The sequence below is a fragment of the Sporosarcina contaminans genome (assembly GCF_042679045.1).
GTDB lineage: Bacteria > Bacillota > Bacilli > Bacillales_A > Planococcaceae > Sporosarcina > Sporosarcina contaminans.
In genome coordinates this window covers 1-22,967 of sequence record NZ_JBHTLT010000028.1, presented here as the reverse complement: position 1 = coordinate 22,967, position 22,967 = coordinate 1, and the positions used below count along the sequence as shown (strand labels likewise).

The following is a 22,967-nucleotide window of genomic DNA, read 5'->3' as shown; positions in this document are numbered from 1 at the left end:
GAATCGTTCGCTCTCTAATCGATGTTACACATAACAGAAAAAAGAGGCGTTCGTTACATATGAACAGCCTCTTTTAATCGTTTAAAATTCAAGTCCTTTCACCGCATCCACGCCTTCTTCGTAATAATGCTTTTCAGGTTCGATAACGGAGACGAGGTCGGCGAGCTCCTGTACTTCGGGAAGGGCGTTTCGGCCAGTGATCACGAGGTGGACATGTTCAGGTTTGTTGCGGATCATGTCCAACACTTCCTCTTTTGGAAGGACGTCATCGATCGGGAATTTATCGATCGATAGGGCATTGTTCAATTCATCAAGGATGACGACGTCGTATTCTCCGCTCATAACGGCATCTCTTGCGATTGGCCACGCTTTTTTCAGCGCCTCCCGATGTTCTTCAGGCGTTTTTGTCCAAGTGAAGCCGATGCCTAATTGGACCATTTCTACGCCTATTTTTTTCAGAGCGATCTGTTCGCCATAAGTTCGTTCAGGAGATTTAATAAATTGATAAATTTTCGCTTTCATGCCTCGACCCGTGCTGCGCAAGGCGATGCCCAACGCTGCAGTTGTTTTCCCTTTTCCATTACCTGTATAAACGAGTGTTAGTCCTTTTTTATCTTTCCCCATGATGTACCTCCATTTGTGTATTTTGATAAGTTGTGCACGCTTTTATCCATCTTTCGACCATATGCAAGCAAGTTGCAAAGTGGAATTGGACGAATCCTGCAACAAGGTTTTCAGCAGTGTAGCCATCTAATTTCGTGCCGCGCATTCCTTTCGTTGCATAGGCATATTGCTGTACGTCCGATTCGAAAGTGGAATAGTGGTATTCATGTCCTTTTGCTTGTCCTTCAGCAGGGAGCAGGAAATTTTCTTTACAGCCTTTTATATCTCGATAGCCAATTGCTTTTAACGATGAATGCATTGTTACTTTTCCTGGAATAGCTCCAGTCATCTCCACTGTTTCACCGTTCGTCAACGTGATGGATTGCGTTAAGAAACTAAAGCCTCCACCTTCCGCAAATGTTGGCATGCCGCTCATAATTGCTTCTAAGACCGACTGTTTCGCTCGCTCGCTATTGCTTACTGCGAGCACAAATTCTTCCGGCAAACTCCCACCGATGTATAATCCGCTGCAATTTGGTGGGACTGGCTCATCTGCCATTATGGAGAACGGCACGAGTTCAGCACCGCAGGATTTCAGCAGTTCGAAGTTCTCTTCATAATAGGAGCTGAAGGCTATATCTTTTGCGACAGCGATTCGAACAACAGGAACTTCCGAACGGGAAAAGAGCGATTCTTTTCCATGAAAGGAAAGAGGCTCTACTGTTGAAATTTCAAGTAGTTTATCAAGATCAACAGTATTTGAAACCAATTCCCCGAGTCGCTCGAAAAATTGGTCAAGCTCGCCTCGTTCAATTGAAGGAATTAACCCAAGGCTGCGCTCAGGAATTTCTATTTCATTCTCCCGCTTCAAATACCCGATAACCGGAATGCCGCATTCCTGCTCGATGGCGGTTTTCACAATGTTGAAATGGCCTTCACTTCCAACTTTATTGGCAATTACGCCTACAATGTCGGGTTTGGATGACAATGTTTGAAACCCTTTCACGATAGCTGCCGCGCTTCTTGCCATGCTAGCGCAATCCACGACTAACAACACCGGGCTTTTCGTAATAACGCTAATATCTGCTGTGCTTCCAATATCATTTTTCGGGTCTTTCCCATCGAAAAAGCCCATAACACCTTCCATAATTGAAATATCCGCACCGCGGCTCGCATGTGTGAATACATCCAATACCGTTTCCCGTCCTAACATATAGCTGTCCACGTTACGGGAAATCCGACCTGTTACTGCCGTATGATAGGAAGGGTCAATATAGTCTGGACCGCATTTGAATCCTTGCACAGTCAATCCCTTTTTCATCAGGGCAGCCATTATTCCGATGGTTAAAGTCGTTTTTCCAACGCCGCTGTTCGTACCTGCAATTACGAGTCTTCGTTTCGCCATACAACATCCCTCCTTTATTTTCCTACTTTCTGTAGCAGCGTTTCGGTCATTTCGGATAAGATAAGTTGTCCGATCTGTCCGCGGGAAATCGACTCGATCGCTTCACCCGGAAGACTGTGTTGTAGGTTTGCAGCGATGACGAGGCTATCCTGCCTGTCCGTTTCCAACGGAATTCCGGCTCGCTGGAACGCTGCCGCTTTCGCTTCTGTCGCTGCCATGTAAAAATCGAACAATGTCCGATCATCTAATGGTGCATCGATGAACAGAAGAAGGTGGACCGCTTCATCGAATGCTGTAATAAGTAAAATGTCCACGCCATTTAATTGCCGTTCCATAATGAAAGCGTCATTCAGATTTCCGGAGCATATCACGATAGATGCCTGTTCAGGTGGAATGCCATACTTTTCCAACATGGTTTTCAGCTGTTCACGGCTTGTATGGGCAGATGGTTGATTCATAAGGCAAAAGTGTTTAAACCACTGGATGCCACTGCCGATTGCAGCATTGGAAATAGTCCGCAAAGGCTCTGTAAAATGGACGATCAGATGGTCCTCCTTGCGATCTACAAAGAAACTTTCAATAAGGGCAACTGAGGCATCCGTTTCCTCGAACATAGGCGTCATGAGCAGCTGAGGCTTGGCAACAACTGGATGTGCCTGTGTTTTAACATCAACCTCATACACCTTCTTCAGCTGATTTTCCTTTCGCAAGATGTTCACATCTCCCACTTCAAGGAAGTTGCCTTTATGGAGTAGGGCAACTCGGTCTGCATAGAGAGAAGCGACATTCAAATCATGCAGGATGGCGAAAATGGTTAAATCTTTTGATCGCTGCCATTTCTTCAGCATAGTAAGTATTTGGAACGTATGCTTAATATCCAAATGGTTGGTTGGTTCATCCAATAAAAGAACTTCGGGTTGTTGCGCTAGCGCTTTTGCCAACAAAACCCTTTGTTTTTCTCCCCCGCTTAATGTTCTGAACTGAAAACTTCTGAATTGCTCAATGCGTGTCATGTGCATAACGTCCTCGATGACTTGCTTATCTTCCGGAGATAGTCGCTTGAAGAGACCGGTCTGATGGGGATATCGCCCAAGGCTTACGATTTCTTCGACAGTGAAATCAAATGTTACTTGGCTTTCTTGGGCAAGCACAGCCACTTTCCGTGCCTTCTCTAACTTTGTTAGTTGCGACATCGGTTTCCCGTCAATCAAAATGGAGCCGGATGTGATCGGCAGTTGACCGGTAATCAATTTGAAAATTGTCGATTTACCGCTACCGTTCGGTCCTAATAGAGCGAAGAATTCCCCTTTACGGATTTCGAATTGGAGATCACGGATAATTGGCTTTTTCCCATAACCGCCTGTTAGATGTTCGACTGTGATCATCGCTGTTCCCCTCTTCCAATTCGATCTCGGATTAATAGAAATGCAAATACAGGTGCTCCGATTAGAGCGGTAATAACACCGATCGGCAACTCTTTCGGAGCGATCACTGTCCGTGCAAGCAAATCAGCCAAGACAAGAAATGCACCGCCAAGAAGCATGGACAACGGGAGGACATTCCGGTGGTTCGGTCCAGTCATGAGCCGTACTAAGTGGGGGACAACTAATCCGACGAAACCGATCGATCCAGAAACGGCGACTGCCGATCCGGTAAGGAGAGATGCACCAATCAAAATGAGTATTTTACCCCGCTTCACATTGACCCCGATATGATCTGCAGCTTCTTCGCCAAGAGCTAAAGCGTTCAGTTCCCGATAATGGGCTAGTAGGATGATTGCTCCAATCACAAGGAAGGGGATGATCAGCTGCACATGGCTCCAACCACGCATGGCTACGCTTCCGTATAGCCAATAAATGATTTGCGCCATCGCATCTCGATCTCCTAATGCAATCATTAACGAAGTAAGTGCTCCTACGAAAGCGCCGACAATAATCCCGGCAAGGATGATCGTTTCGATCGCCAAGCTTCGACTGCTTAACCTAACTAGGCCGAAGACGATAAATAATGTGAAAAATCCGCTTAGAATAGCGACGATTGGCAATGTATAGCTGCCGAGCCCCCAAATTGTATATTGAAAAAATAGAACTGTTACGGCACCTAAGGCAGAACCTGATGAGACACCGATCGTGTAGGGGTCGGCTAAAGGATTTCTGAGAAGTCCTTGGAATGCGGCACCGGCAAGCGAAAGGGAAGCACCGACAAGGAAGGCCAATAATACGCGGGGAACACGGATGTTCCAAATAATTAGCTCCTCGTTTCTCGGAACCTCTGTCAGCCAACCAAGCCCAAATGTTTTATCTGTCACGACATGAAGAATAGTCGATATCGGAAACTTTACACTGCTGACGAATATGCCAAGAAGGGTTGCACAAAGTACAACCCCGATACTTGCGATATAAAGATAGGTAATTTTATTCCCCAAAAACTTCCGGATAAATAAGTTTCGCAAGCTGCTCGACTCCTTCAATTAGGCGTGGACCTGGACGTGTAACCGTATCACTATCAACGTCAAACACTTGTCCATTTTTTACAGCATTGACTTCCTGCCATCCATCACGGGCCAATACGCCATCTGCAGGATTCTCTACATAGTAGCCATATGTTGTAATGATGACGTCCGGATTAAGGGCCACAATTTCTTCTTCGGTCAATTTCACCCAACCCTCATGTGCTTCCGCGGCGTTTACAGCATGAATGGTTTGAAGCATTTCATGCATGAATGTATTCGTTCCAGTCGTAAAGATATCCGGTTCGGGTGAAACTTCAACCCAAACTTTTTTTGGATTTGTAATCTCTTTTGCTTTTTCTTCAATTGCAGCACGGCGATCTTTCATATCTTGAATAATTTCATCTGCTTTGTCTTCCGTGCCTGTAGCAGTTGCAAGCATTTTCATCGTGTTGTAGGCATCGTCGAATGAAGTGGCGCTGCCTGTAACGACAACTTTAATGCCCGCATCTTCATATTGTTTCAGGATGTTTTCATGGTTATCAAAATGATATTTTGTAGCAAACACGACATCCGGCAAAAGTGTCATGATTAACTCGGCATCCATATCTTGTCCGCCGACTTTCTGTACTTCCAGCGCTTCTTGAGGGTAGTTGCAGTAATCGGATACGCCGATGAGACGATCCCCTACACCAAGGGCGTATAAAATTTCTGTGTTGCTCGTCTGGATCGAGATGAGCGTTTCAGGTTCTTCCTCGATGGTCACTTCACGTCCAGCATCATCGGTAAATGTGACAGGGAAAAGTGCCTCATCTTTATTTGTCTCTTGAGTTTTATCCGTTTCAGTTAATTGACCTTCTTGGCCCGATTGCTTCGCAGGGTTTGCCGATTCTGATCCGCATCCAGCCAAAATGGCCATGGATAAGACAAAGATTAGGCTGAATAGTCCCCAACGTTTCATCATGTTTTGCAAAATTATAGTCCTCCTTTTGTTGGTGAACGTCAAAAAAGCGCTTTTCCTCGGGGGAAAGCGCATGAAAATAAGAACGGCTGTCATCAAATCCAAAAGGACGGCAAAACCGATATTTCAAGCATTCCTATATCCCGAGGAAGCCGATAATCGAAATAGGCAGGTCTCCTGACTTACGGTTCAACGGATGGTCCCTCCTTCCCACGCTATTAGCGCAGTGGATAAATGGGACGTTCCTCGACGATTACAGTGACGGGTTCGTGTTGGATTCTCACCAACTTCCCTCTTAGTCTCAAACAGTTTTATAGCAACGGTTTGAAAAACCTATTTCTACTATTCTTTTTTAACGTTTTAGCTCATGCCAAGTATATAGAAGTGAGAATGGTTTGTAAACTTTATATTGATATAGTATTAATGCGAATAATGTGTTTCTTCTTTAAACGCATCATGAAAACGTAATAAACCGATTTGGAGAAAGGCGGCCGAATAAGGTTTACTTATATACGATAGGATGGGCATTCTTCAAATATGAAACTTTCACTTTGCTTATTCCGTAAAATAAAAGTAAGAAGAGGTGAATGCAATGAGATGGAGTAATTTTATTTCGATATTGGCTTTCATAGTTCTTTTAGTAATTCCGGTTACAGCAAATGCTGTTGAATTCGAAATTTCCGATGTTCAAATTGATGTCTACCTAAAAGAAAATGGACATGTGGATGTCGTTGAAAAGCATACGTATGATTTTGATGGAAAATTTAATGGGATTTCCCGTGAGATTAGCCCGAAAAAAGGATCTTCCATTGATCGTTTTGAAGCCTATGAAAACGGTAAATTATTGAAGGTTGAAAAAAAGGGGCAGCTTTATAAAGTTTATCGATCAGGGAAAAATGAAACTGTACGCTTTGAGCTGCATTATCAAATTGGAAATGGTGTAGAGAAGTATGAAGATGGAGCGCAATTTTATTGGCCATTTTTTGATAAAAGAAATGAAACGGATTACGGTAAACTGAAAATATCTGTGCATCCACCCGCGAAAGCAATGGATGTAGATTATCTTGGGTATGACGCTGCTTATGGAAAGGGCGTCCTTGAAGCAGATGGAGTTGTCGTTTTTGACTTCGGTAAAGTTCCGGACAGTACGAACGGCGATATCCGAGTCATTTATGAGCCTTCTCTATTTTCAAGTATAAATGCAGAAAAGGGAACAATCCGTGATGCGTTGAAGGCGGATAAGGAGAAAATTGAAGAAGATCGGACTGCGTTTCTAACGGCGCAGAAAAGTATGGGGAAAGTCGGTAGCTACTCAATAATAGCTTTTGTTGCCTTTTTATTCGGACTGCTTGTGTACATGGTTATGAAGAGGAAAGATAATCGAGAAATGGTGCACTCGTTAATGGAGGACGGTTTCATTCCGAAAGAAACGTTATCAATGCCGGCGACGATTTATTATACTCACCCTTCTGGGCTTGGACCTGAGGTGATGTCTGCTTCGTTATTGGATTTAATTAGAAAAGGCTATGTGAAACAAGTAACAGACGAGTCTTTTGGACTTCTACATACATCTGGTGTCAATAATCATGAAGCAGCACTAATCGATTTATTGTTTAACGAAGTTGGAGATGGTGAACAATTTACGCTTGAGGATTTGAAGACGTATACGAAAAACGAAGAAAATCATGAATCGTATAGTAATACACTTCATACTTGGAAAACTGCAATTTTACAGGAAGTGAAAGATGCTCAACTATATGAAGAGAAAATTGGGTTACGCTGGTCAGCGGGTTTATTAAGCATTGCGCTTATTCCGGTCATTGTGCAGTTGGGACGCTATGAAGTATATCTCTCTATGGCCATTTTGATTGGACTAGCGCTCGTTGGGCTGTGTATTGCATTCTTTTACAAACCTCGAAATTTGAAAGGTTTACAAATAAAGGAAGAATGGAAACGATTTAGAAAACACTTTGAGCAAGTGAGCGCGGAAGAGTGGGAGAGGTTGCCTGTCGACGATAAATACCGAGCATATATTTATGGAATCGGTGTGAAAGATGGTAAGTTAGAAAAGCTATACAACGAATTTGAACGAGCCGAACAGCGTTCAGATCGTAAAAATGATCATTATTATGCTGCCTATAATCCTATGTTCATGACGCAAACATTTGCAACAGCCAATAACGATGCCTCTCCTTCTTCAAGTGGAAGTTCCACTTCGATTTCATCTGGAGGTGGTGGCGTCGGAGGCGGCGGTGGAGGATCTGGTGCGTTTTAACTTAATCTATAAGAGCGGTGCCGGGCATATGAAGTCCGGTCTATTCCGCTAGGTAGGAGAGTGCAAAATGGAAAGTAACGTTTTTGAACAAATGGCAAAAAAATACGATACAGAAGAAAGAATCGAGTTGTCTAAAGTGATCATCAAGGAAGTAAGATCGGAGCTGAGCGATCGTGCATCAAAATCTTTAATAGACTATGGGAGCGGCACTGGCCTAATTGGGCTTGAAGTTGCGGATTTGGTTGATTCTGTTTTATTGGTTGATTCATCAGAGCAAATGCTAGAGGTTGCGGATGCTAAAATATCCAATAAAGGAATTACGAATGCGAAAGTGCTTTCTTCCGATTTTACAAAAGGGAATCCTGGGCTGAAGGCGGACATCGTTTTACTATCATTAGTTCTTCTTCATATACCGGAGACGAAGAAAATTTTACATGAACTATTCGAAGTATTGAACGATGGGGGCAAGCTAATCATTATTGATTTTGATAAAAACGATAAAATAAGCCACCCGAAAGTCCATAACGGCTTTTTGCATGATGAATTGGAGAAAGTGTTGGCTGAAGTTGGCTTTACTTCAATTGATATTAAAACATTCCATCATGGGAAAAATATTTTTATGAAGAAGGATGCATCGATGTTCATATGCACCTGTATGAAGTGATTCTTAACTCTTATAAAATATGCCTTTTAACAAATTGACAATGCCATTAGGATAAATGCTCTTTTGGCCTGAAAATAGATCTTCCTTATATATCCACTTTGCAGTCGTTACTTTAGTTTGTTCTTTTACTGCAAAGGTTGCATTCTCATAAAGTTTTTTATCTACAAGCTCCACTAAATAGATTTGAGTAATTTCATGTCCAATAATGCCCTCTATTGTAAATATATTTTCGAGACATGCTATATATCGAATAATACGGATTTCGGCACCTATTTCTTCGCGGAATTCTCTTATTAATGTCTCGTCGGACGTCTCGCCAAACTCAATCGTCCCACCGATCGGACGATAATAATAACCATTTCCTTGTGAGTGTTTCCCTATTTTCTCCTCTAAAAGGATATCGTCTTCTTTAATGATGATTCCTAAAGCGGTAGCTCGAGGATGCATGTAGTGACACCTCCTAATTTTCAAAATAAAGCTCCCAATGCAGCCCGCATCCCGGATTGAATTCCGCATGACATGAAGGGCATTTGTACTGGGAGTTTTTATATTCTTCAATCGTCATTTCATGCTTGCATATACCGCACAAGACAGCTTTTTCATTAAACTGATCCTTTGGCCATACTTTATGAGTACCGCAACCAGATTCTTCATGGCATGAATAGCATGGAAAATACATTTTGCAGCAATGAAACTTTATTGCAATAATATCTACCTTTGAGTTGTAATGTTTACATCTAGTTTCTTCGTCTATAATGCTTCCCATCACTTGAAATTCTCTCATTTTCTCCCTCATACTTTCGTGTAATTTATACAAAAACGCACATCCTATTTGAAAAAGGACTGATGTTATGATTACTGAATTTCCCGTTGTCCATACAAATATTTGGGACGCATTTTGGGCTGTTCCTGTTGTATTGATAATTGTGCTATTGGCGAAATGGGTGTTTAAAGTGCCTTCAAGTTGGTTGTCTACCGTTGCGACCGTTACAGCTTTGTTGTTATCTGTTTTTGTAAGTCATCCTCATAATTTAGCGGCAGGAATTTTTATGGGATTCTTTTATGGCGGTGCGGCGATCGGCATTATTTATTCTGTAAAGCAAAGTTATTTGGCGTATCGCACAACGGAATAAATTACTTTAGCGGGCAAAATCCGCATTGCATTAACCCCGGTACGTCTTTTGACAGGCAGCATGTCGTCCGGACTGTCGTGTTCAGCAGTTCGGATGGTTCTTTGCCTTTCAAGTAGGCTGCGAAACGGGAACGGGGGGCGATGCTTTCCCAAGTTCGATCGTCCTTCAGAATTTGAAGGTCTAATTGAGCTTCCTCTGACGTCCCCGGATTGTTAAATAAAACATGATATTGCCAAAGTAAAAAGCCGAAAATATTCTCCCATAATGTTATCGGGGAAACAGCAGCAGTTTTACGGATTTGACGAATAACGCTGTCCGCCATACTTAAAATGCCGCGGATAACAGCAGTCCGATCCTCTTCATCGACAGACTTCCAATCCCCCGTTTCGATAAACGTACTGACGGTGCGATTGCCGTACTCTTCCAATGCACCAAATTTCATCCGTTCCGCAGGTCCATCCCATATTTCATCATACATCGTAAGGTTTGTTAGCTGCATCGCAATCATCATGCCAAACCGCCGCATGAAAAACGATGCCGCAACTGTCAAATTTGGGCTTGAGCTGACAGCTTGAACGAGAAGAAGACAATCCCTATTTTTCTCGTCATATAAAAGCTCTTCAAGTGAAAATAAGGGACGTTGCGGGTTTTTCAAATAGATACTATAATTATTCAATTGCTGAATTTGATCATTCGTTAATTTTGTCATATTTTTATTATACGTATGTTCACACTTTTCAACAAGTTGAGCGAGCGCTCAGTCTATAATATACTGAATAAAAAGAAATAGGGAAGTGTGACGAATGACGAAGCTTTTGCACCCACTTCAATTCATCGATTTGCTTGATAAAGGCTCGGATATTATTATTCCACTTTCAAATGGGGAACCTCATGGGATATTGGATTTGCTTGAAGCCCATTATGAGAAGTTGGATAACGTTAAAGTGCACCAAATGTTGACGCTGCATGAACGTGATTATATAAATGGAAAAATGAAAGGGCATCTCTCTCATATTTCATATTTTCTGAGCGGGGCAACGAGGAAAGCTTATTGGGAAGGTCATGTTGAATTAATTCCTAATCGATTTCAGGAAATGTATCAATTGCTAAGGAAGACGGTGAAGAAGCCGATTGTGATGGCTGTTGCATCGCCAATGGACGAGCATGGTTATTTTTCACTTGGTACACAGGCTGATTATGCGGCTGAATTTATCGGGAAGGTTCCTTTCGTATTGGAAGTGAATAGATATATGCCGCGAACTTTCGGAAAAAATCAAATTCATATTAGTCAAATTGCTGGATTTATTGAAAATGACTTGCCGTTGACGGAAGAAAAATCGCCAGTCATTACGGAAAAGGATTTGAAAATTGCTGAATATGTCTCGGAAGATATCCAAGATGGAGATACGTTGCAAATCGGCATCGGCGCAATACCAAATGCAGTTATGAGGCAGCTGAAAAATCGGCGTCATCTTGGGGTGCATACGGAAATGCTGACAGACAGCATTGTTGACCTTGTTGAAGCTGGCGCAGTAGATGGCATGCGAAAGGGAACACATCAAGGCAAGATCGTCACCACTTTCGCTTTCGGCACTCAGAGGCTTTATGATTTCATTCATAATAATCCATCTGTAGAGTTCCTCCCTGTAAGTGTCGTCAATGACCCTTATGAAGTTGCAAAAGAAAAGAATATGGTTTCCATCAATGCTACGACGGAAGTTGATTTGTACGGGCAATGTGCATCAGAGACGGTTGCGGGCAAATATTTTTCCTCAACCGGTGGACAAGCGGATTTTGCGCGCGGCGTGAGGCTTGCGGAGAATGGTAAAGGGTATATATGCATGCATTCAACAGTGAAGGGCGATGCGATTTCACGTATTAAGTTGAATTTGTCCATAGGTTCTGTCGTCACTACTTCGAAAAATGACGTCGACAATGTTGTAACGGAGTACGGTATTGCTCGGCTTCACGGAAAATCGGTGTCTGAGCGGGCAAAAGCTTTAATTGGCATAGCACATCCAAAATTTAGAGAAGAACTGAAGCATGAAGCGAAGGAATTTGGTTTGATCTAAAGGGAGCGGAGATCGCTCTCTTTTTTTGTAGGCAAAAACATTGTTCGTTTATACCCTGCATGGTATATTTACAGAGGATTAAAGGGGGGATTTTTATGAAATGGATTATCATATTACTCATCATTGCATTTATCGCCTACCGAATGATGCCAGCAAAAGGTGTAAAAACAATAACTGTAGCTGAATTAAAGAAGCGCCTCTCAGACAAAAATAGTCAATTTATAGATGTCAGAACATCTGCAGAATACAAGGGCGGTCATATAAAAGAGTTTAGCAATATTCCACTGAATGCCCTAAATGCCCACTTATCAAAGTTGGATAAAAGCAAAGAAACCTTCGTCATCTGCCAAAGCGGCATGCGAAGCGCACAAGCCGCCAAGACTTTAAAGAAAGCCGGATTTGAACGAGTGATCAATGTAAGAGGCGGCATGAGTGCATGGCGTTAAAAGTATAGATGTTGTTGCTATGCCCTAATTGGCTTTATACAGTCATTAGGGTGTTTTTTATTTTGGGGAAGGAAGACTGTAATTATGCTATGTTATGTTGCGCCCCGTCTATGTTGTGATACAGAGCTTTTACATTGTGTTGCACATCTACCCTTGTGTTGCGTAGCGTCTACATTGTGATATTTTACCCACGTGCATTGCATCTACCTCACATTTCACCTTCAAAGTGGTATAGCACCCCAAATTATTCTGGAAACCACGCCGCACATTTTTCAACAAAATCCGGGGGAAAAACATGATGATCGATACGTTTGCCCAACCATACCTTTAGGCGGATACATACTATTTAGATGAAGAGGTGGTGGCCGTTGAAAAAAGACTATGTGACTGATCCATTTGAGATCGAGCAGAGAGAGTGGAAGCAAAAGCAGAAGAAGGAACGCTATAAGCAGTTACTGACGATTATTTCTCCGATCTTTCTGTTGATGGTTTGGGAAGTGCTGTCGCGTACTGGAATCTTTGATATTCGTTTTTTTCCGCCGCCCACTGCAATTATCGGTACATTTTTCGATATGATTGCGAGCGGTGCGATGGCAAATCATATTGGGGTGTCCCTTTATAGAATTTTTGTCGGGTTTTTAGCAGGTGTCATACCTGGTGTGATCATCGGTTTGCTGATGGGGCTTTATTCACCGATACGGCATTTCGTTCAGCCGATTGTCATGGCGCTTATGCCGATTCCGACGCTTGCGTTGTTGCCAATTATCATCATTTTATTCGGTATTGGCGATCTGTCGAAGGTAGTGACGATTGCAGGAAGCGTATTTTTCCCAGTTGCCATTAATACGGCTGCGGGTGTGTTGAATATCGACCGAATCTATTTGGACGTAGCGAATAATTATGGAGCGGGGAAGATGCAATTTTTCTTTAAGATTGCATTGCCCGGTGCACTTCCGGTCATGTTGGAAGGCATTCAAATGGGTCAGGCGATTGCACTGCTGACGATTGTTGCTGCAGAAATGATGGGAGCGACTTCAGGCATCGGATATTTGATATGGACTTCGTACAAGGCATTTTTGCTGAAAGAGATGTTTGTCGGGTTGATTCTCATATCGTTTTTCGGCTATCTCTTCTCCTTGTTGCTGCGTGGATTACAAAAAAAATTGCTGCCTTGGAGGTGAGTGGATGAAGAAAGGTGCGAAAATTGACATTCAACATTTGACGAAGGCTTTCTACAAAAAGCAGGATAGTGTGACAGCGCTTGACGATATTTCATTGACGATCGAAGACGGAGAATTTGTCTGCCTCGTTGGTCCGAGTGGTTGCGGGAAAACGACGTTGCTTCGAATTTTGGCAGGTTTGGAACAGCCGAGTGTCGGGGAATTCACGATCCGTTCAGAAAATGAAAACCGTCCTTTACAGTCGATGGTGTTTCAAGAAAGAGGAGTCATTCCATGGTTAACAGTAGAGGAAAACGTCGCCTTCGGATTAAAGATGAGAGGCTTGCCGAAGGAAATCATCCAAGAACGGACGGACTATTATATAAAGAAAACGGGGCTTGACCGTTTTGCTAAGCTATATCCGAAAGAATTATCCGGTGGTATGAAGCAACGGGTTAGCATCGCGCGTGCCTTCGCAAATGATCCGGAAATTTTATTGATGGATGAGCCGTTTGCTGCTTTGGATGAACAAAATAAATTTATTTTGCAAGAAGAGCTATTATCGATTTGGTCTGAAACGAAAAAGACGGTACTGTTCATTACTCATAGCATTGATGAAGCGTTGCTATTAAGCGATCGCATCTTACTTATGAGCGCACAGCCCGGGAAGATTATCAAGCAGGTCCGGATTGACATGCCACGTCCGCGAACGATTGAAGATATCCGCAAGAACCCAGTCATGGCGGCACAGTTTGTTGACATATGGACGCATTTGCAAGATGAGGTACAACGGTCAAGGAGGGATCAGGCTTGAAAAGGGGAGAATCGGTGAGAAAAGGGTTGTTGTATGGGTGGATGCTCATGCTGTTGTCTGTCTTGTTATTGGCAGCTGCATGCAGTAAAAAGGAAACAGAGCCGGAAAAGGAGAAGCCGGTCGATCAGCCTTTCGATACGGTTGTAGACACACCTTCTTCAGGAGATTTGCCGCCTTTAGAAAAACGGGCAAAAATACTGATTGCAGAAGATGGGGCTGCTTCGGGGGCAGGTTTTTACATTGCCAAGGAAAAAGGATATTTTGATGCATACAATATAGAAGTAGAATTTGCGGATTTTGCGAATAGTGACGACATGTTGCCGGCCCTTGCCGCAGGGGAAGTTGATATTGCGGGAGGCGTCTCGACAGCTTCGTTTTTTAATGCAATTGCGCAAGGAATCGACGTACGAATCATTGCGGATAAAGGACATAATGTACCTGGCAAATCGTATTTCACATTTGTCATCGGTAATCATATGGTAGATACGATTAAAGATTATCCGGATTTTCACGGAAAGAAGATTGCAGTATCTTCTAGAAATTCCATTGACGGCTATATTTTTGAAGAAATGCTGAAGCATGCGGGATTAACAGAGGATGATGTTGAGTACGTGCACATCGCAGATTTTGGAGCGATGTTAGGTGCCATTAACTCCGGTACGATTGATGCGGCACTGAACATCGAACCGCTCATTGCGCAAGGCGTTGACCAAGGAATCCACGTCCGCTTCGGCGACACGACCGATTATATGCCGGAATCACAAATTGCGATGGTGCTAGCTTCACCGAAATTTATGGAGGATGAAGAGCTGTCCATCCGTTTCATGGCCGCGTATCTTAAAGGTCTGCATGATTACAACGATGCGTTCTTCAAAGATATCAATCGAGATGAAATCGTAGCTATTATGGTGCAGCATACTGCTTTAAAAGACCCTGCATTATGGGATAAAGTGTATGTCACTGGTCTTGATCCAAATGGAAAGATGTTTGTCGATGATATTAAAAAGCAATTTGAAACCTATAAAGCGAACGGGGCAATTGTTGGAGAGATCGATTTTGAAAAGGCTGTGGATACATCCCTTGCAGAAGAAGCAGTAGAAATTATTGGGGAATATGAATAAATAACTTAGGATGCCACACACAACTTATTGTTGTGAATCTGGCATCCTTTTCGTTACATCAGTTGGATACCGAAATATTGCTGTAGAATAGTTGGCTTTTCATCTTCGCTGACAGTTGTCTTTTGTTTCTCCCCGTTACGTGTAGTTATTAACTGATTATCGGATAATGTCACCCGACCATCCGGGGTGGCAATTGTAACGAGCTCTTTTTGAGTAAAATGCGATTCGGGAGAGGTTTGATTAAAGCGGCAAACCTCCGCGAAATCCGGCAATTCCCTAGGCGTGATGTCGAAGCGTAGCAATGTATTATAGTTTGCATCACCATCAGCTCTTTGCAAGTCGAAAATATGATCTTTCACTTGAACTGCACGATAAACACCACTCACATCTTCTCGAAGTTCGCCTGTCAATGGAATTGGAACCCGAGCAGAGTCGCCAAAACCGACATCGACTAAATAAGGCTGATCGAGTTCGACAATCTGGGCAGCATGGCTTCCTTCTTTTGCCCAACCGCCATCGGGGCGTCGAACAGTGCCTGCAACCAGGTGGTTGGTGAAGCCTACGTTATGAAGCAGCCAATTGAATAGCCCGTTTAGCTCATAACAAAACCCTCCGCGATGATTCGACACAACTTTTTCATAATACGTTGTCACATCTAAAGGAATCGGCACATTACGCATTACATCCAAATTCTCAAAAGGAATATGAAGCATATGCTGCAATTGGAGATGAGCAAGTGTTTTTTCGTTTGCCTCTTCAACTTTGTCTATGCCAATCCGCCGTAAATATTCATTTACATTCATATATAGATACTCCTTTTACGTAATACTTCTGTTCTGAAAAAGTGATCTTCCGATAGTAGATGCTTGTCAGGCGGATTGAAGCACCATGAGTCTGCTTTTTGAAAAATCCAAGAAAGATTTTCAGTCTTGGTCGATTAGAATAGGTAACCATACCATGTCCTTCATAGATAGCTCCCGGTTTCATGGTCCCAAATAATTATAAGAAGTGTTCCTTGCGCCTAAATTTCCTCAAAACGTTTTTCAGCTTCCTTTTGAAATGCTTCCCAAATTGATTATAGGAAGCTTCCAGTGCATAATAGGGATTCATCATTTATTTGTAACGTAGTAGTATATATTGAGTTATCCAATCTTGGTTTCCTTTACGTCTGTTGTTCGTTTGCCAATTTGAATTTCTTTTTTCCTGCGATCGCCGTCTGGTAACTGTGTAGCCCCATTCCAATAATAATAACACCAATTCCGATTAGGGAAAGCGGGCCTGGCAAGGCAATATGTAAAATTAGCATTTCGCCAAACATCGCAAAGATGAGCTCGGTCGATTGTGTTGCTTCCACAGCTGATAGCTTTCCTTGATCATTTTTCACAAGATCGGTCGCCATAAAGAATAGAGTCGTTGCAATAACGCCCGAACTAATGGCGACAATCAATGATTGGGCGACTTGCCCGATGGAAGGAGGTCCTACCGTTAACAGAGCATAGACGGCAAAGCCGATCCAGACAGGAATTGTCATTAATGTCATGGAGAGTACCCGCTGGAATGTATCTAACTTACCTTGCAACAAATCCATCATTTTACGATTTCCTAACGGATAGGCGAATGCTGCGACTATAATAGGTAAAATGCCAAGCAAAAGCGTTCTTCTATCGACGCTGCTCGCATTCGGGATTTGAATGAGGACAACCCCTGCGAAAATGATCAGCGTAATGAACAGGGAGGCGATTGGAATTCGTTGCCGCACGAATTGCTGTCCAGTAGTCATCTGCGTCCGAACGAAAAATAGCGGGGCCAATAAAACCCCCGCAACAATCGTCAATTGCCAAGTTCCAGCAAGCAACCAACCCGGACTATATGCTGCGGAAAAAGTCAGCGGCGCATAGAAAAGAACGAATGCAACGAAGCTCCAAAGAAAAAATGGACCTGGAGACGCGGCCATCGCCTCTGTCATCTCCCGAAGACCTTTACGCTTTGCAACGATGGCAACCAAGAAGGGGACCATGAAGAAGTAGCGCAAAGATGCACTCCAAAGGAAGCTGCCACCATCCATCTCCATTGAACGGTTCAACACAAAAGTGACTGCAAAAAACAAAGATGATAGAATTCCGAGCCAAATTGCTTTCATAGCAGCATCCCCCATTCCTTCTGTTCTCCAATATACAGTTTGTATCCCCATTCATGTTCATTCTCAACGGCTACATAGAACTGCACTGTATTCAGTTCAATTGATAGGAGCTGCTTACTTTTTCCTCATGCGCGTTCTTCGTAAAGTTTGACTGCTTCAATAATAACTTCGGTCGCCTTCACCATATTATCTGCAGAGATGTATTCATATTTTCCGTGGTAGTTCTCACCGCCAGTGAAAATGTTTGGTGTCGGCATGCCCATATAGGATAATTGCGATCCGTCTGTACCACCACGAACTGGGACGATATTCGGCTCGATGTTTAATATTTTGAATGCATCCGAAATAATATCGACAATTTCCATAACGGGCTCAATTTTTTCACGCATGTTGAAATATTGGTCTTCAATTTTTAGAGAAACAGCATGCTCTCCGTATTTCTCTTTTAATTTCTCCGCTGTGTTGACCATAAGCTGCTTGCGGTCTTCAAATTGCTCGCGGTCGAAGTAACGGATAATGTAGTCTAACTCAGTCTTTTCGATTGAACCATTCACTTCCATTAAGTGAATAAAGCCTTCATAGTCATCAGTTTTCTGTGGGATTTCATCTACAGGCATGACCGCTTGAAATTCATTCGCAATTAAAATGGAATTAACCATTTTATCTTTTGCAGATCCTGGGTGCACATTCGTCCCAGTGAAAGTTACTTTTGCACCTGCAGCGTTAAAGCTCTCGTATTGAAGCTCGCCGATTGGGCCGCCATCCATCGTATACGCATATTTTGCACCGAATGCTTCTACGTCGAATTTATGCGGCCCACGACCGATTTCTTCGTCAGGCGTGAAAGCGACACGGAGTTTGCCGTGTTTAATTTCAGGATGGGCAATCAAATATTCCATAGCCGTCATAATTTCAGCGATTCCGGCTTTATTGTCAGCCCCTAAAAGCGTTGTGCCGTCTGTTGTAATCAATGTATGGCCGACGTAATTTTTTAATTCTGGGAACGTCTCGACAGCCATCACTGTATTTTCGTTTAAATGAATGTCTTTGCCGTCATAATTGTCGATGCGTTGTGGATTGACATTTTTGCCCGTGTAGTCGGTTGCTGTGTCGACATGCGCCAAGAAGCCGATTACCGGCAACTCTTTATCGGTATTAGCAGGCAATGAAGCGAAAAGATAACCGTTTTCATCTAACGTAATTTCTTCCATTCCGATGTCTGATAGTTCTTTTTGCAATACGTGCAGTAAATCCCATTGTCCTTCTGTAGATGGGGTGGATGTGCTGCTCGCATCGGATTGTGTATCGATTTTTGCATAACGAATTAACCGATCAATTAATTTCTCTTTCATTTGGATTCCTCCTAATTTCATCACTTTGGATGATTTCATCTTATCAGATTACTTCGCTTCACGGAATACGTAACGACTCGGCTTCCAATACTTAAAGCGATGAGGAATTGCGCCGCGTAATAAGTGACCATCACGAATGCGTCTCTATAAGGTATATCTATAACAAAACGGTCAATAGCAAGAACTGAATCGGAAAAAATGAATAGCACTGCCCCTGCAATGGCTAAAGGGAATCCTGTTCGAATAGCCATCCAGCCCATCGTCAAAATGACAATGATATAAGCGATTATGGCGACTCCCAATAAAACATGCCCGATTTTAAACTGCGACCCTGCAATGACAATTGCCATAGCTGCCCCGTACAACAGCAACAATGCCGCAACCCAAATGGGGATTTTCTTACGGATTGCTTGTTTGAACGCATAAATATAAAAAAGATGGCCGATGAAAAACGTTACCAACCCAGCCATAAACCAATAAATAACCCCGTCTGCAATCATGCAAATGAACAGCCCAGCTATAATGATGCGCTTATACTTTTTCGAGACAAGCGGCAAGGTCGTCGCAGCAAGCGCTATAATTAACGCCATTGGTATCAATTTCATAACAATCTTGAAAACGACAGGATCCGCGGGGATGAAAAATATGTAAATGATACCCATTACGGCTATCGCAGCCATCAACAAGATTCTTGCCATTTCGCCCAACTCCTTTCCTCCCAAAATATTCGAGAAGGACGTACAAAATTCCTTCCTGCGTGGAAAAAACAAAGTTGCGGGGAAACGAAAATAAACTCGGAAATGCCATTTTTTTCGCTGAAGTGAAGAATTAAAAAGGCAGTAGCCCACTACGCTTAATTGGTTATAATGACGTGAAAATTTGCCGTTTTGTATAGGAAAATAGCATTTTCTCATAGTGATACGTTCAATCAATAAAGTGTTAAATCGGTCTCGTGAAAAAAGAGGACAGTCGAAATCAGCCCTACTAGTGATTATTGGAATTCCCCTATAAACCAAGTCACTCCTTCATAGTGGTTCCATCCCCATCCATAAAAACTTCTTTAAAACCGGATAGCTGTGTTATATCGACAGAGTTCTTTAATAAAACCTAAAAATAATGAAACACTATGAAACAATGTCTGTTGTATAATTAATAATAGAAAGAAAAAAATAGTCTCTCACATGATGCCTAGGATAGAAGGGCTTTTAAATTGAAGAAAGAAGGTATATATGAAGTGATAAGTAGCGAAACGATGGAAATTAAAACATTATCAACTGGAATGCCTACAAAGATGGTATACGGAGATGGTAAAGAAATCCTCACAGGAATTCGCAAACAATCTACGGAAGAGGCCCATTTGAAAAGGGAAGGTTTCCAAGGAGATGGTGTAGGGGATTTAAAGCATCACGGCGGTTTAGATCGTGCGGTATGTGTATATCCTTACGAACATTATTTGCTTTGGGAAAAGGAATTGGGACATTCATTATCCCCTTCAACTTTCGGTGAAAACTTGACAGTGACGAATATGCTGGAAAAAGACGTTTGTATTGGGGATATATTTCGTGTCGGGGAAGCGGTTATCCAAGTAACCCAAGGCAGAATCCCTTGCAGCACAATTACAAAAAGAACGAATGAGCCAGCCCTTTTAAAAATGCTGGTGAAAACGGGATTCACGGGCTATTTATGCCGGGTTTTAGAGGAAGGCATTGTTCGAAATAATTCACGCATTACTTTATTGGAAGCGCACCCGAAAGAAGTGTCCATTCTTTTTGGAAATGAAGTTTATTTTCATCGTCCAAAAGATATTGAAGGGATAGAAAGACTACTGTCTGTTGATGAATTAGCAAATGAGTGGAAAGAAGCTCTAAAAAGTCGGTTACATAAACTTACAATTTCCCGTTAGTTTGGATTGAGCCTGCTTGGACAGGAAGCAGGCTCCCTCTATCGATAAACTATTCCTATGCGTGCGCTACTTGCAGCTACTCCATCAATGGCGAAGAAAAGCACGCGTTCGTAGCAAATCAATGAAAACCTCCAGAGCTTTTGTTTGAAAAGGAGTACTTGTAATAATGGAAAACTTACGGAGGAAGGGCAGTCCTTCAACTGATAATATACATAAATCCTCATTCCGTACTTCTTTCTGTATCGCCCAAGTCGACAACAAACTAATGCCAAGCCCTGCCTCTACGGACTCCTTAATAGGCTGAGTGCTGCTAAAGCTCATCGTCTGCTTCGGTGAAATGTTAAAGCGTTCAAAAAATTGCTCCATCGCTTCACGTGTTCCAGAACCGATTTCCCGTTTGATCCACATTTCCTGTTCTAACTCGTTTGCTTTCAAAGGAATTGCTCTTTTAGCGAACGGGTGGTTAGGAGGAGCAACGACAACCATTTCGTCTTCTGCTAACTCCTCCTTTATCAGTTTTACTTGTTCAAATTGACCTTCTACAATCCCGATGTCCAATTGATGGCTTGCGACTAAGTCAGCGATTGTATTTGTATTGCCAATAGTAACGGCGGGCAGAATAGTAGGGTATGTTCTTTTCAAATTGGATAAAATACGGGGAAGGACGTATTCTCCAAAAGTGTAACTCGCACCAATTGACAGAGTGCCGGATGCTTGGTTCAGTAGGTCATCACATAGATTTTGCATTTTCCCATAGAGAGCCAATATTTCTTTTCCATGATGAAAGACAATTTCCCCGGCTTTTGTTAAGCGTACATATTTATTTGATCGTTCCAATAGCCTGGTCCCGAACTGGTCCTCAAATTGTCGAATATACTGACTAACGGCCGGCTGTGTCATATGATGTTCTTTTGCAGCCTGAGAAAAGCTTTCTTTTTCTGCAACTGTAATAAATATTTGCAATTGCTGATCCAAATTGAAGACCTCCTTGATTCATAAGGGATTACTTATCATTACTATTATTATAATTTATTTTACTTATAGCAATTACGATACTATTCTAATGGCAGGAGGTGTTCACCGTTGAATGACAGAAAATCAAGCGTATTATGGATAGCTGGAATAGGGTTTACATTTTTCATTGCATTATTAGGGTTTTTATTGGCAAAACTGCCTGGCTTCAATCATATCGGACAGTTGGCGAGCGCAATTATTATTGCTGTCGCTTACCGGCAGTTTTTTGGCTATCCCGAATTGCTTCGTAAAGGGATTACGTTTTCATCGAAAAAACTACTTCGGTTGGCGATTATATTATATGGATTGAAGCTGAATATTGATATCGTATTTAAAGATGGTCTTGGATTGTTAGCGCGGGATGCGATCGTCATTGCATTTGCTATCACGGTTACTGTTCTCATTGCAAAATGGCTGAAAGCAGATAGAATGATTTCATTGCTGCTTGGCGTAGGGACTGGCGTATGCGGAGCAGCAGCGATTGCAGCGGTAGCGCCTATAGTCAAAGCGAAAGATGAAGACACTGCAATTGGCGTTGGCATTATTGCGCTAATGGGGACGGTGTTTGCAATCGGCTATACGATTCTTCGGCCGATCGTTCCGCTATTACCGACAGAATACGGAATATGGTCAGGCATTAGCCTACATGAATTGGCGCATGTTGCAATTGCGGCAGCACCTGCAGGAGAAGATGCGTTAGCGATCGCGCTTTTGGCGAAACTGGGAAGAGTCTTCTTATTAGTGCCGTTATGTTTTATTTTTATTTATTTCATGAAACGTAAAAGCAAAGGATCAGAGGGAGAACAAAGCAAAATTGAGTTTCCTTGGTTTTTGGTCGGTTTTATTGCACTAAGCCTTTTAGGCAGTTACGTCTTAGGTCACTCCATTCCGGTTACAGAAGGATTCATGGATGGCGTCAGTACGTTAACGACATGGCTATTGACAGCTGCGATGGTTGGGCTTGGCTTAAATGTAAGCTTAAAGGACCTTCGCGAACGTGCAATGAAACCGTTAATTGCCATGACCATCACATCTGTCATGCTGTCTGTATTGGCATATTTCATCATCTAAACAGTTCGTTTGACTCATATACCTCTTGGGGCATATGATTGATGAAGAAGTGAAAGGGGAGGTTCAAATGCAATACGATGCCAAAATCGTGAATCGGTTGAAAAGGATAGAAGGGCAAATTAAAGGGATTTTGAAAATGATCGAGGAAGGCAAGGACTGCAAAGAAGTCGTTACACAGCTATCTGCCTCCCGTTCCGCTATGGACCGAACGATCGGCGTAATCGTCAGTGAAAATTTAATTTCCTGCATGCAAAATATGGATGAAAACAATCCGACTTCCAAAGAGGATCTGGTAAAAGAGGCTGTAGAGCTATTAGTGAAAAGCCGGTAACCATACTTAATACGAAGGGGCTGTCCAATAAGTCCCTAAAATAGAACAGGTGG

24 protein-coding genes and 1 riboswitch are annotated in these 22,967 nt (G+C 42.5%); of the genes, 11 read left to right on the top strand and 13 right to left on the bottom strand.

What is annotated here, in order from left to right:
* Positions 1-81: 81 nt before the first annotated feature.
* From ACFQ38_RS05970 to ACFQ38_RS05950, 5 genes are read right to left on the bottom strand one after another with little or no spacing between them, the layout of a single operon-like run.
* Positions 82-624, bottom strand: coding sequence for a cob(I)yrinic acid a,c-diamide adenosyltransferase (locus ACFQ38_RS05970; RefSeq protein WP_336824623.1), 543 nt, complete (start codon positions 622-624; stop codon positions 82-84).
* Entirely contained in the window at positions 611-2,008 is a 1,398-nt protein-coding gene (locus tag ACFQ38_RS05965) for a cobyrinate a,c-diamide synthase (RefSeq protein ID WP_381480047.1), read from the bottom strand. The genes ACFQ38_RS05970 and ACFQ38_RS05965 overlap by 14 nt, the downstream gene beginning before the upstream one ends.
* 14 nt (positions 2,009-2,022) lie before the next feature.
* Entirely contained in the window at positions 2,023-3,393 is a 1,371-nt protein-coding gene (locus ACFQ38_RS05960; RefSeq protein ID WP_336824625.1) for an ABC transporter ATP-binding protein, read from the bottom strand.
* Complete coding sequence (locus ACFQ38_RS05955) at positions 3,390-4,460, bottom strand: FecCD family ABC transporter permease (protein ID WP_336824626.1); 1,071 nt, start codon at positions 4,458-4,460, stop codon at positions 3,390-3,392. Before ACFQ38_RS05955 ends, ACFQ38_RS05960 begins: the two co-directional genes overlap by 4 nt.
* Complete coding sequence (locus ACFQ38_RS05950) at positions 4,423-5,421, bottom strand: ABC transporter substrate-binding protein (protein WP_336824637.1); 999 nt, start codon at positions 5,419-5,421, stop codon at positions 4,423-4,425. The genes ACFQ38_RS05955 and ACFQ38_RS05950 overlap by 38 nt, the downstream gene beginning before the upstream one ends.
* Before the next feature lie 147 nt (positions 5,422-5,568).
* A riboswitch (cobalamin riboswitch) is annotated at positions 5,569-5,770 on the bottom strand.
* 240 nt (positions 5,771-6,010) lie between these two features.
* Here ACFQ38_RS05950 and ACFQ38_RS05945 point away from each other — a divergent pair.
* Positions 6,011-7,693: a DUF2207 domain-containing protein gene (locus ACFQ38_RS05945; RefSeq protein WP_336824627.1), complete on the top strand. Its 1,683-nt coding sequence runs from the start codon at positions 6,011-6,013 to the stop codon at positions 7,691-7,693.
* Between the two features lie 67 nt (positions 7,694-7,760).
* Positions 7,761-8,357: a class I SAM-dependent methyltransferase gene (locus ACFQ38_RS05940; RefSeq protein WP_381480046.1), complete on the top strand. Its 597-nt coding sequence runs from the start codon at positions 7,761-7,763 to the stop codon at positions 8,355-8,357.
* A 3-nt stretch (positions 8,358-8,360) separates the two neighbouring features.
* On the opposite strand, the gene ACFQ38_RS05935 is transcribed toward ACFQ38_RS05940, so the two are convergent.
* Both ACFQ38_RS05935 and ACFQ38_RS05930 read right to left on the bottom strand, forming a co-directional pair.
* Positions 8,361-8,804: an NUDIX hydrolase gene (locus ACFQ38_RS05935; RefSeq protein ID WP_381480045.1), complete on the bottom strand. Its 444-nt coding sequence runs from the start codon at positions 8,802-8,804 to the stop codon at positions 8,361-8,363.
* Between the two features lie 13 nt (positions 8,805-8,817).
* Positions 8,818-9,141: a CHY zinc finger protein gene (locus ACFQ38_RS05930; protein ID WP_381480044.1), complete on the bottom strand. Its 324-nt coding sequence runs from the start codon at positions 9,139-9,141 to the stop codon at positions 8,818-8,820.
* Between the two features lie 67 nt (positions 9,142-9,208).
* Here ACFQ38_RS05930 and ACFQ38_RS05925 point away from each other — a divergent pair, with 67 nt between their 5' ends.
* Positions 9,209-9,490, top strand: a complete 282-nt coding sequence (locus tag ACFQ38_RS05925; RefSeq protein ID WP_336824630.1) for a hypothetical protein — start codon at positions 9,209-9,211, stop codon at positions 9,488-9,490.
* A gap of 1 nt (position 9,491) precedes the next feature.
* On the opposite strand, the gene ACFQ38_RS05920 is transcribed toward ACFQ38_RS05925, so the two are convergent.
* On the bottom strand, positions 9,492-10,199 hold the full coding sequence (locus tag ACFQ38_RS05920) for a hypothetical protein (RefSeq protein WP_381480043.1): 708 nt from the start codon (positions 10,197-10,199) through the stop codon (positions 9,492-9,494).
* A 94-nt stretch (positions 10,200-10,293) separates the two neighbouring features.
* Here ACFQ38_RS05920 and ACFQ38_RS05915 point away from each other — a divergent pair, with 94 nt between their 5' ends.
* The 5 genes from ACFQ38_RS05915 (at position 10,294) to ACFQ38_RS05895 (ending at position 15,103) form a co-directional block, all read left to right on the top strand.
* Positions 10,294-11,562, top strand: coding sequence for an acetyl-CoA hydrolase/transferase family protein (locus ACFQ38_RS05915; protein WP_381480042.1), 1,269 nt, complete (start codon positions 10,294-10,296; stop codon positions 11,560-11,562).
* A 95-nt stretch (positions 11,563-11,657) separates the two neighbouring features.
* Complete coding sequence (locus ACFQ38_RS05910; RefSeq protein ID WP_336825399.1) at positions 11,658-12,008, top strand: rhodanese-like domain-containing protein; 351 nt, start codon at positions 11,658-11,660, stop codon at positions 12,006-12,008.
* Positions 12,009-12,376: 368 nt separating this feature from the next.
* Positions 12,377-13,189 (top strand): ABC transporter permease, encoded by an 813-nt coding sequence (locus ACFQ38_RS05905; protein ID WP_381480041.1) that lies wholly within the window; start codon positions 12,377-12,379, stop codon positions 13,187-13,189.
* Positions 13,190-13,193: 4 nt separating this feature from the next.
* The gene (locus ACFQ38_RS05900; RefSeq protein WP_336825403.1) at positions 13,194-13,982 is read left to right on the top strand and encodes an ABC transporter ATP-binding protein; all 789 of its coding nucleotides are present in this window, start codon (positions 13,194-13,196) and stop codon (positions 13,980-13,982) included.
* Positions 13,983-14,023: 41 nt separating this feature from the next.
* Positions 14,024-15,103 (top strand): ABC transporter substrate-binding protein, encoded by a 1,080-nt coding sequence (locus ACFQ38_RS05895; RefSeq protein ID WP_381480078.1) that lies wholly within the window; start codon positions 14,024-14,026, stop codon positions 15,101-15,103.
* A 53-nt stretch (positions 15,104-15,156) separates the two neighbouring features.
* Here the strand turns inward: ACFQ38_RS05895 and ACFQ38_RS05890 are convergent, their stop codons facing one another.
* The 4 genes from ACFQ38_RS05890 to ACFQ38_RS05875 all read right to left on the bottom strand — a co-directional run bounded on the left by ACFQ38_RS05890 (position 15,157) and on the right by ACFQ38_RS05875 (position 19,293).
* A complete protein-coding gene (locus tag ACFQ38_RS05890; RefSeq protein WP_381480039.1) occupies positions 15,157-15,906 on the bottom strand; it encodes an arylamine N-acetyltransferase family protein in 750 nt (249 codons plus the stop codon).
* A 359-nt stretch (positions 15,907-16,265) separates the two neighbouring features.
* A complete protein-coding gene (locus ACFQ38_RS05885; RefSeq protein WP_381480038.1) occupies positions 16,266-17,243 on the bottom strand; it encodes a DMT family transporter in 978 nt (325 codons plus the stop codon).
* A 125-nt stretch (positions 17,244-17,368) separates the two neighbouring features.
* Complete coding sequence (pepT, locus tag ACFQ38_RS05880) at positions 17,369-18,595, bottom strand: peptidase T (protein WP_381480037.1); 1,227 nt, start codon at positions 18,593-18,595, stop codon at positions 17,369-17,371.
* A gap of 35 nt (positions 18,596-18,630) precedes the next feature.
* Complete coding sequence (locus ACFQ38_RS05875) at positions 18,631-19,293, bottom strand: lysoplasmalogenase (protein WP_336825412.1); 663 nt, start codon at positions 19,291-19,293, stop codon at positions 18,631-18,633.
* 554 nt (positions 19,294-19,847) lie between these two features.
* Here ACFQ38_RS05875 and ACFQ38_RS05870 point away from each other — a divergent pair.
* Positions 19,848-20,498: an MOSC domain-containing protein gene (locus ACFQ38_RS05870; RefSeq protein ID WP_381480077.1), complete on the top strand. Its 651-nt coding sequence runs from the start codon at positions 19,848-19,850 to the stop codon at positions 20,496-20,498.
* 84 nt (positions 20,499-20,582) lie between these two features.
* On the opposite strand, the gene ACFQ38_RS05865 is transcribed toward ACFQ38_RS05870, so the two are convergent.
* The gene (locus tag ACFQ38_RS05865) at positions 20,583-21,473 is read right to left on the bottom strand and encodes a LysR family transcriptional regulator (RefSeq protein WP_381480036.1); all 891 of its coding nucleotides are present in this window, start codon (positions 21,471-21,473) and stop codon (positions 20,583-20,585) included.
* A gap of 108 nt (positions 21,474-21,581) precedes the next feature.
* Between ACFQ38_RS05865 and ACFQ38_RS05860 the strand changes: the two genes are divergently transcribed.
* On the top strand, positions 21,582-22,583 hold the full coding sequence (locus ACFQ38_RS05860) for a YeiH family protein (protein ID WP_381480035.1): 1,002 nt from the start codon (positions 21,582-21,584) through the stop codon (positions 22,581-22,583).
* Between the two features lie 67 nt (positions 22,584-22,650).
* Positions 22,651-22,914: a metal-sensitive transcriptional regulator gene (locus tag ACFQ38_RS05855; protein ID WP_336825418.1), complete on the top strand. Its 264-nt coding sequence runs from the start codon at positions 22,651-22,653 to the stop codon at positions 22,912-22,914.
* Positions 22,915-22,967 lie beyond the last annotated feature (53 nt).

Bases quoted from the DNA above. Each gene is read 5' to 3' on its own strand.
- ACFQ38_RS05900 (WP_336825403.1), top strand. From the start codon at position 13,194: ATGAAGAAAGGTGCGAAAATTGACATTCAACATTTGACGAAGGCTTTC.
- ACFQ38_RS05910 (WP_336825399.1), top strand. From the start codon at position 11,658: ATGAAATGGATTATCATATTACTCATCATTGCATTTATCGCCTACCGA.
- ACFQ38_RS05870 (WP_381480077.1), top strand. From the start codon at position 19,848: ATGGAAATTAAAACATTATCAACTGGAATGCCTACAAAGATGGTATAC.
- pepT (WP_381480037.1), bottom strand. From the start codon at position 18,595: ATGAAAGAGAAATTAATTGATCGGTTAATTCGTTATGCAAAAATCGAT.
- ACFQ38_RS05915 (WP_381480042.1), top strand. From the start codon at position 10,294: ATGACGAAGCTTTTGCACCCACTTCAATTCATCGATTTGCTTGATAAA.
- ACFQ38_RS05935 (WP_381480045.1), bottom strand. From the start codon at position 8,804: ATGCATCCTCGAGCTACCGCTTTAGGAATCATCATTAAAGAAGACGAT.
- ACFQ38_RS05940 (WP_381480046.1), top strand. From the start codon at position 7,761: ATGGAAAGTAACGTTTTTGAACAAATGGCAAAAAAATACGATACAGAA.
- ACFQ38_RS05930 (WP_381480044.1), bottom strand. From the start codon at position 9,141: ATGAGAGAATTTCAAGTGATGGGAAGCATTATAGACGAAGAAACTAGA.
- ACFQ38_RS05920 (WP_381480043.1), bottom strand. From the start codon at position 10,199: ATGACAAAATTAACGAATGATCAAATTCAGCAATTGAATAATTATAGT.
- ACFQ38_RS05855 (WP_336825418.1), top strand. From the start codon at position 22,651: ATGCAATACGATGCCAAAATCGTGAATCGGTTGAAAAGGATAGAAGGG.
- ACFQ38_RS05950 (WP_336824637.1), bottom strand. From the start codon at position 5,421: ATGATGAAACGTTGGGGACTATTCAGCCTAATCTTTGTCTTATCCATG.
- ACFQ38_RS05895 (WP_381480078.1), top strand. From the start codon at position 14,024: ATGCTCATGCTGTTGTCTGTCTTGTTATTGGCAGCTGCATGCAGTAAA.
- ACFQ38_RS05925 (WP_336824630.1), top strand. From the start codon at position 9,209: ATGATTACTGAATTTCCCGTTGTCCATACAAATATTTGGGACGCATTT.
- ACFQ38_RS05875 (WP_336825412.1), bottom strand. From the start codon at position 19,293: ATGGCAAGAATCTTGTTGATGGCTGCGATAGCCGTAATGGGTATCATT.
- ACFQ38_RS05965 (WP_381480047.1), bottom strand. From the start codon at position 2,008: ATGGCGAAACGAAGACTCGTAATTGCAGGTACGAACAGCGGCGTTGGA.
- ACFQ38_RS05960 (WP_336824625.1), bottom strand. From the start codon at position 3,393: ATGATCACAGTCGAACATCTAACAGGCGGTTATGGGAAAAAGCCAATT.
- ACFQ38_RS05890 (WP_381480039.1), bottom strand. From the start codon at position 15,906: ATGAATGTAAATGAATATTTACGGCGGATTGGCATAGACAAAGTTGAA.
- ACFQ38_RS05970 (WP_336824623.1), bottom strand. From the start codon at position 624: ATGGGGAAAGATAAAAAAGGACTAACACTCGTTTATACAGGTAATGGA.
- ACFQ38_RS05885 (WP_381480038.1), bottom strand. From the start codon at position 17,243: ATGAAAGCAATTTGGCTCGGAATTCTATCATCTTTGTTTTTTGCAGTC.
- ACFQ38_RS05945 (WP_336824627.1), top strand. From the start codon at position 6,011: ATGAGATGGAGTAATTTTATTTCGATATTGGCTTTCATAGTTCTTTTA.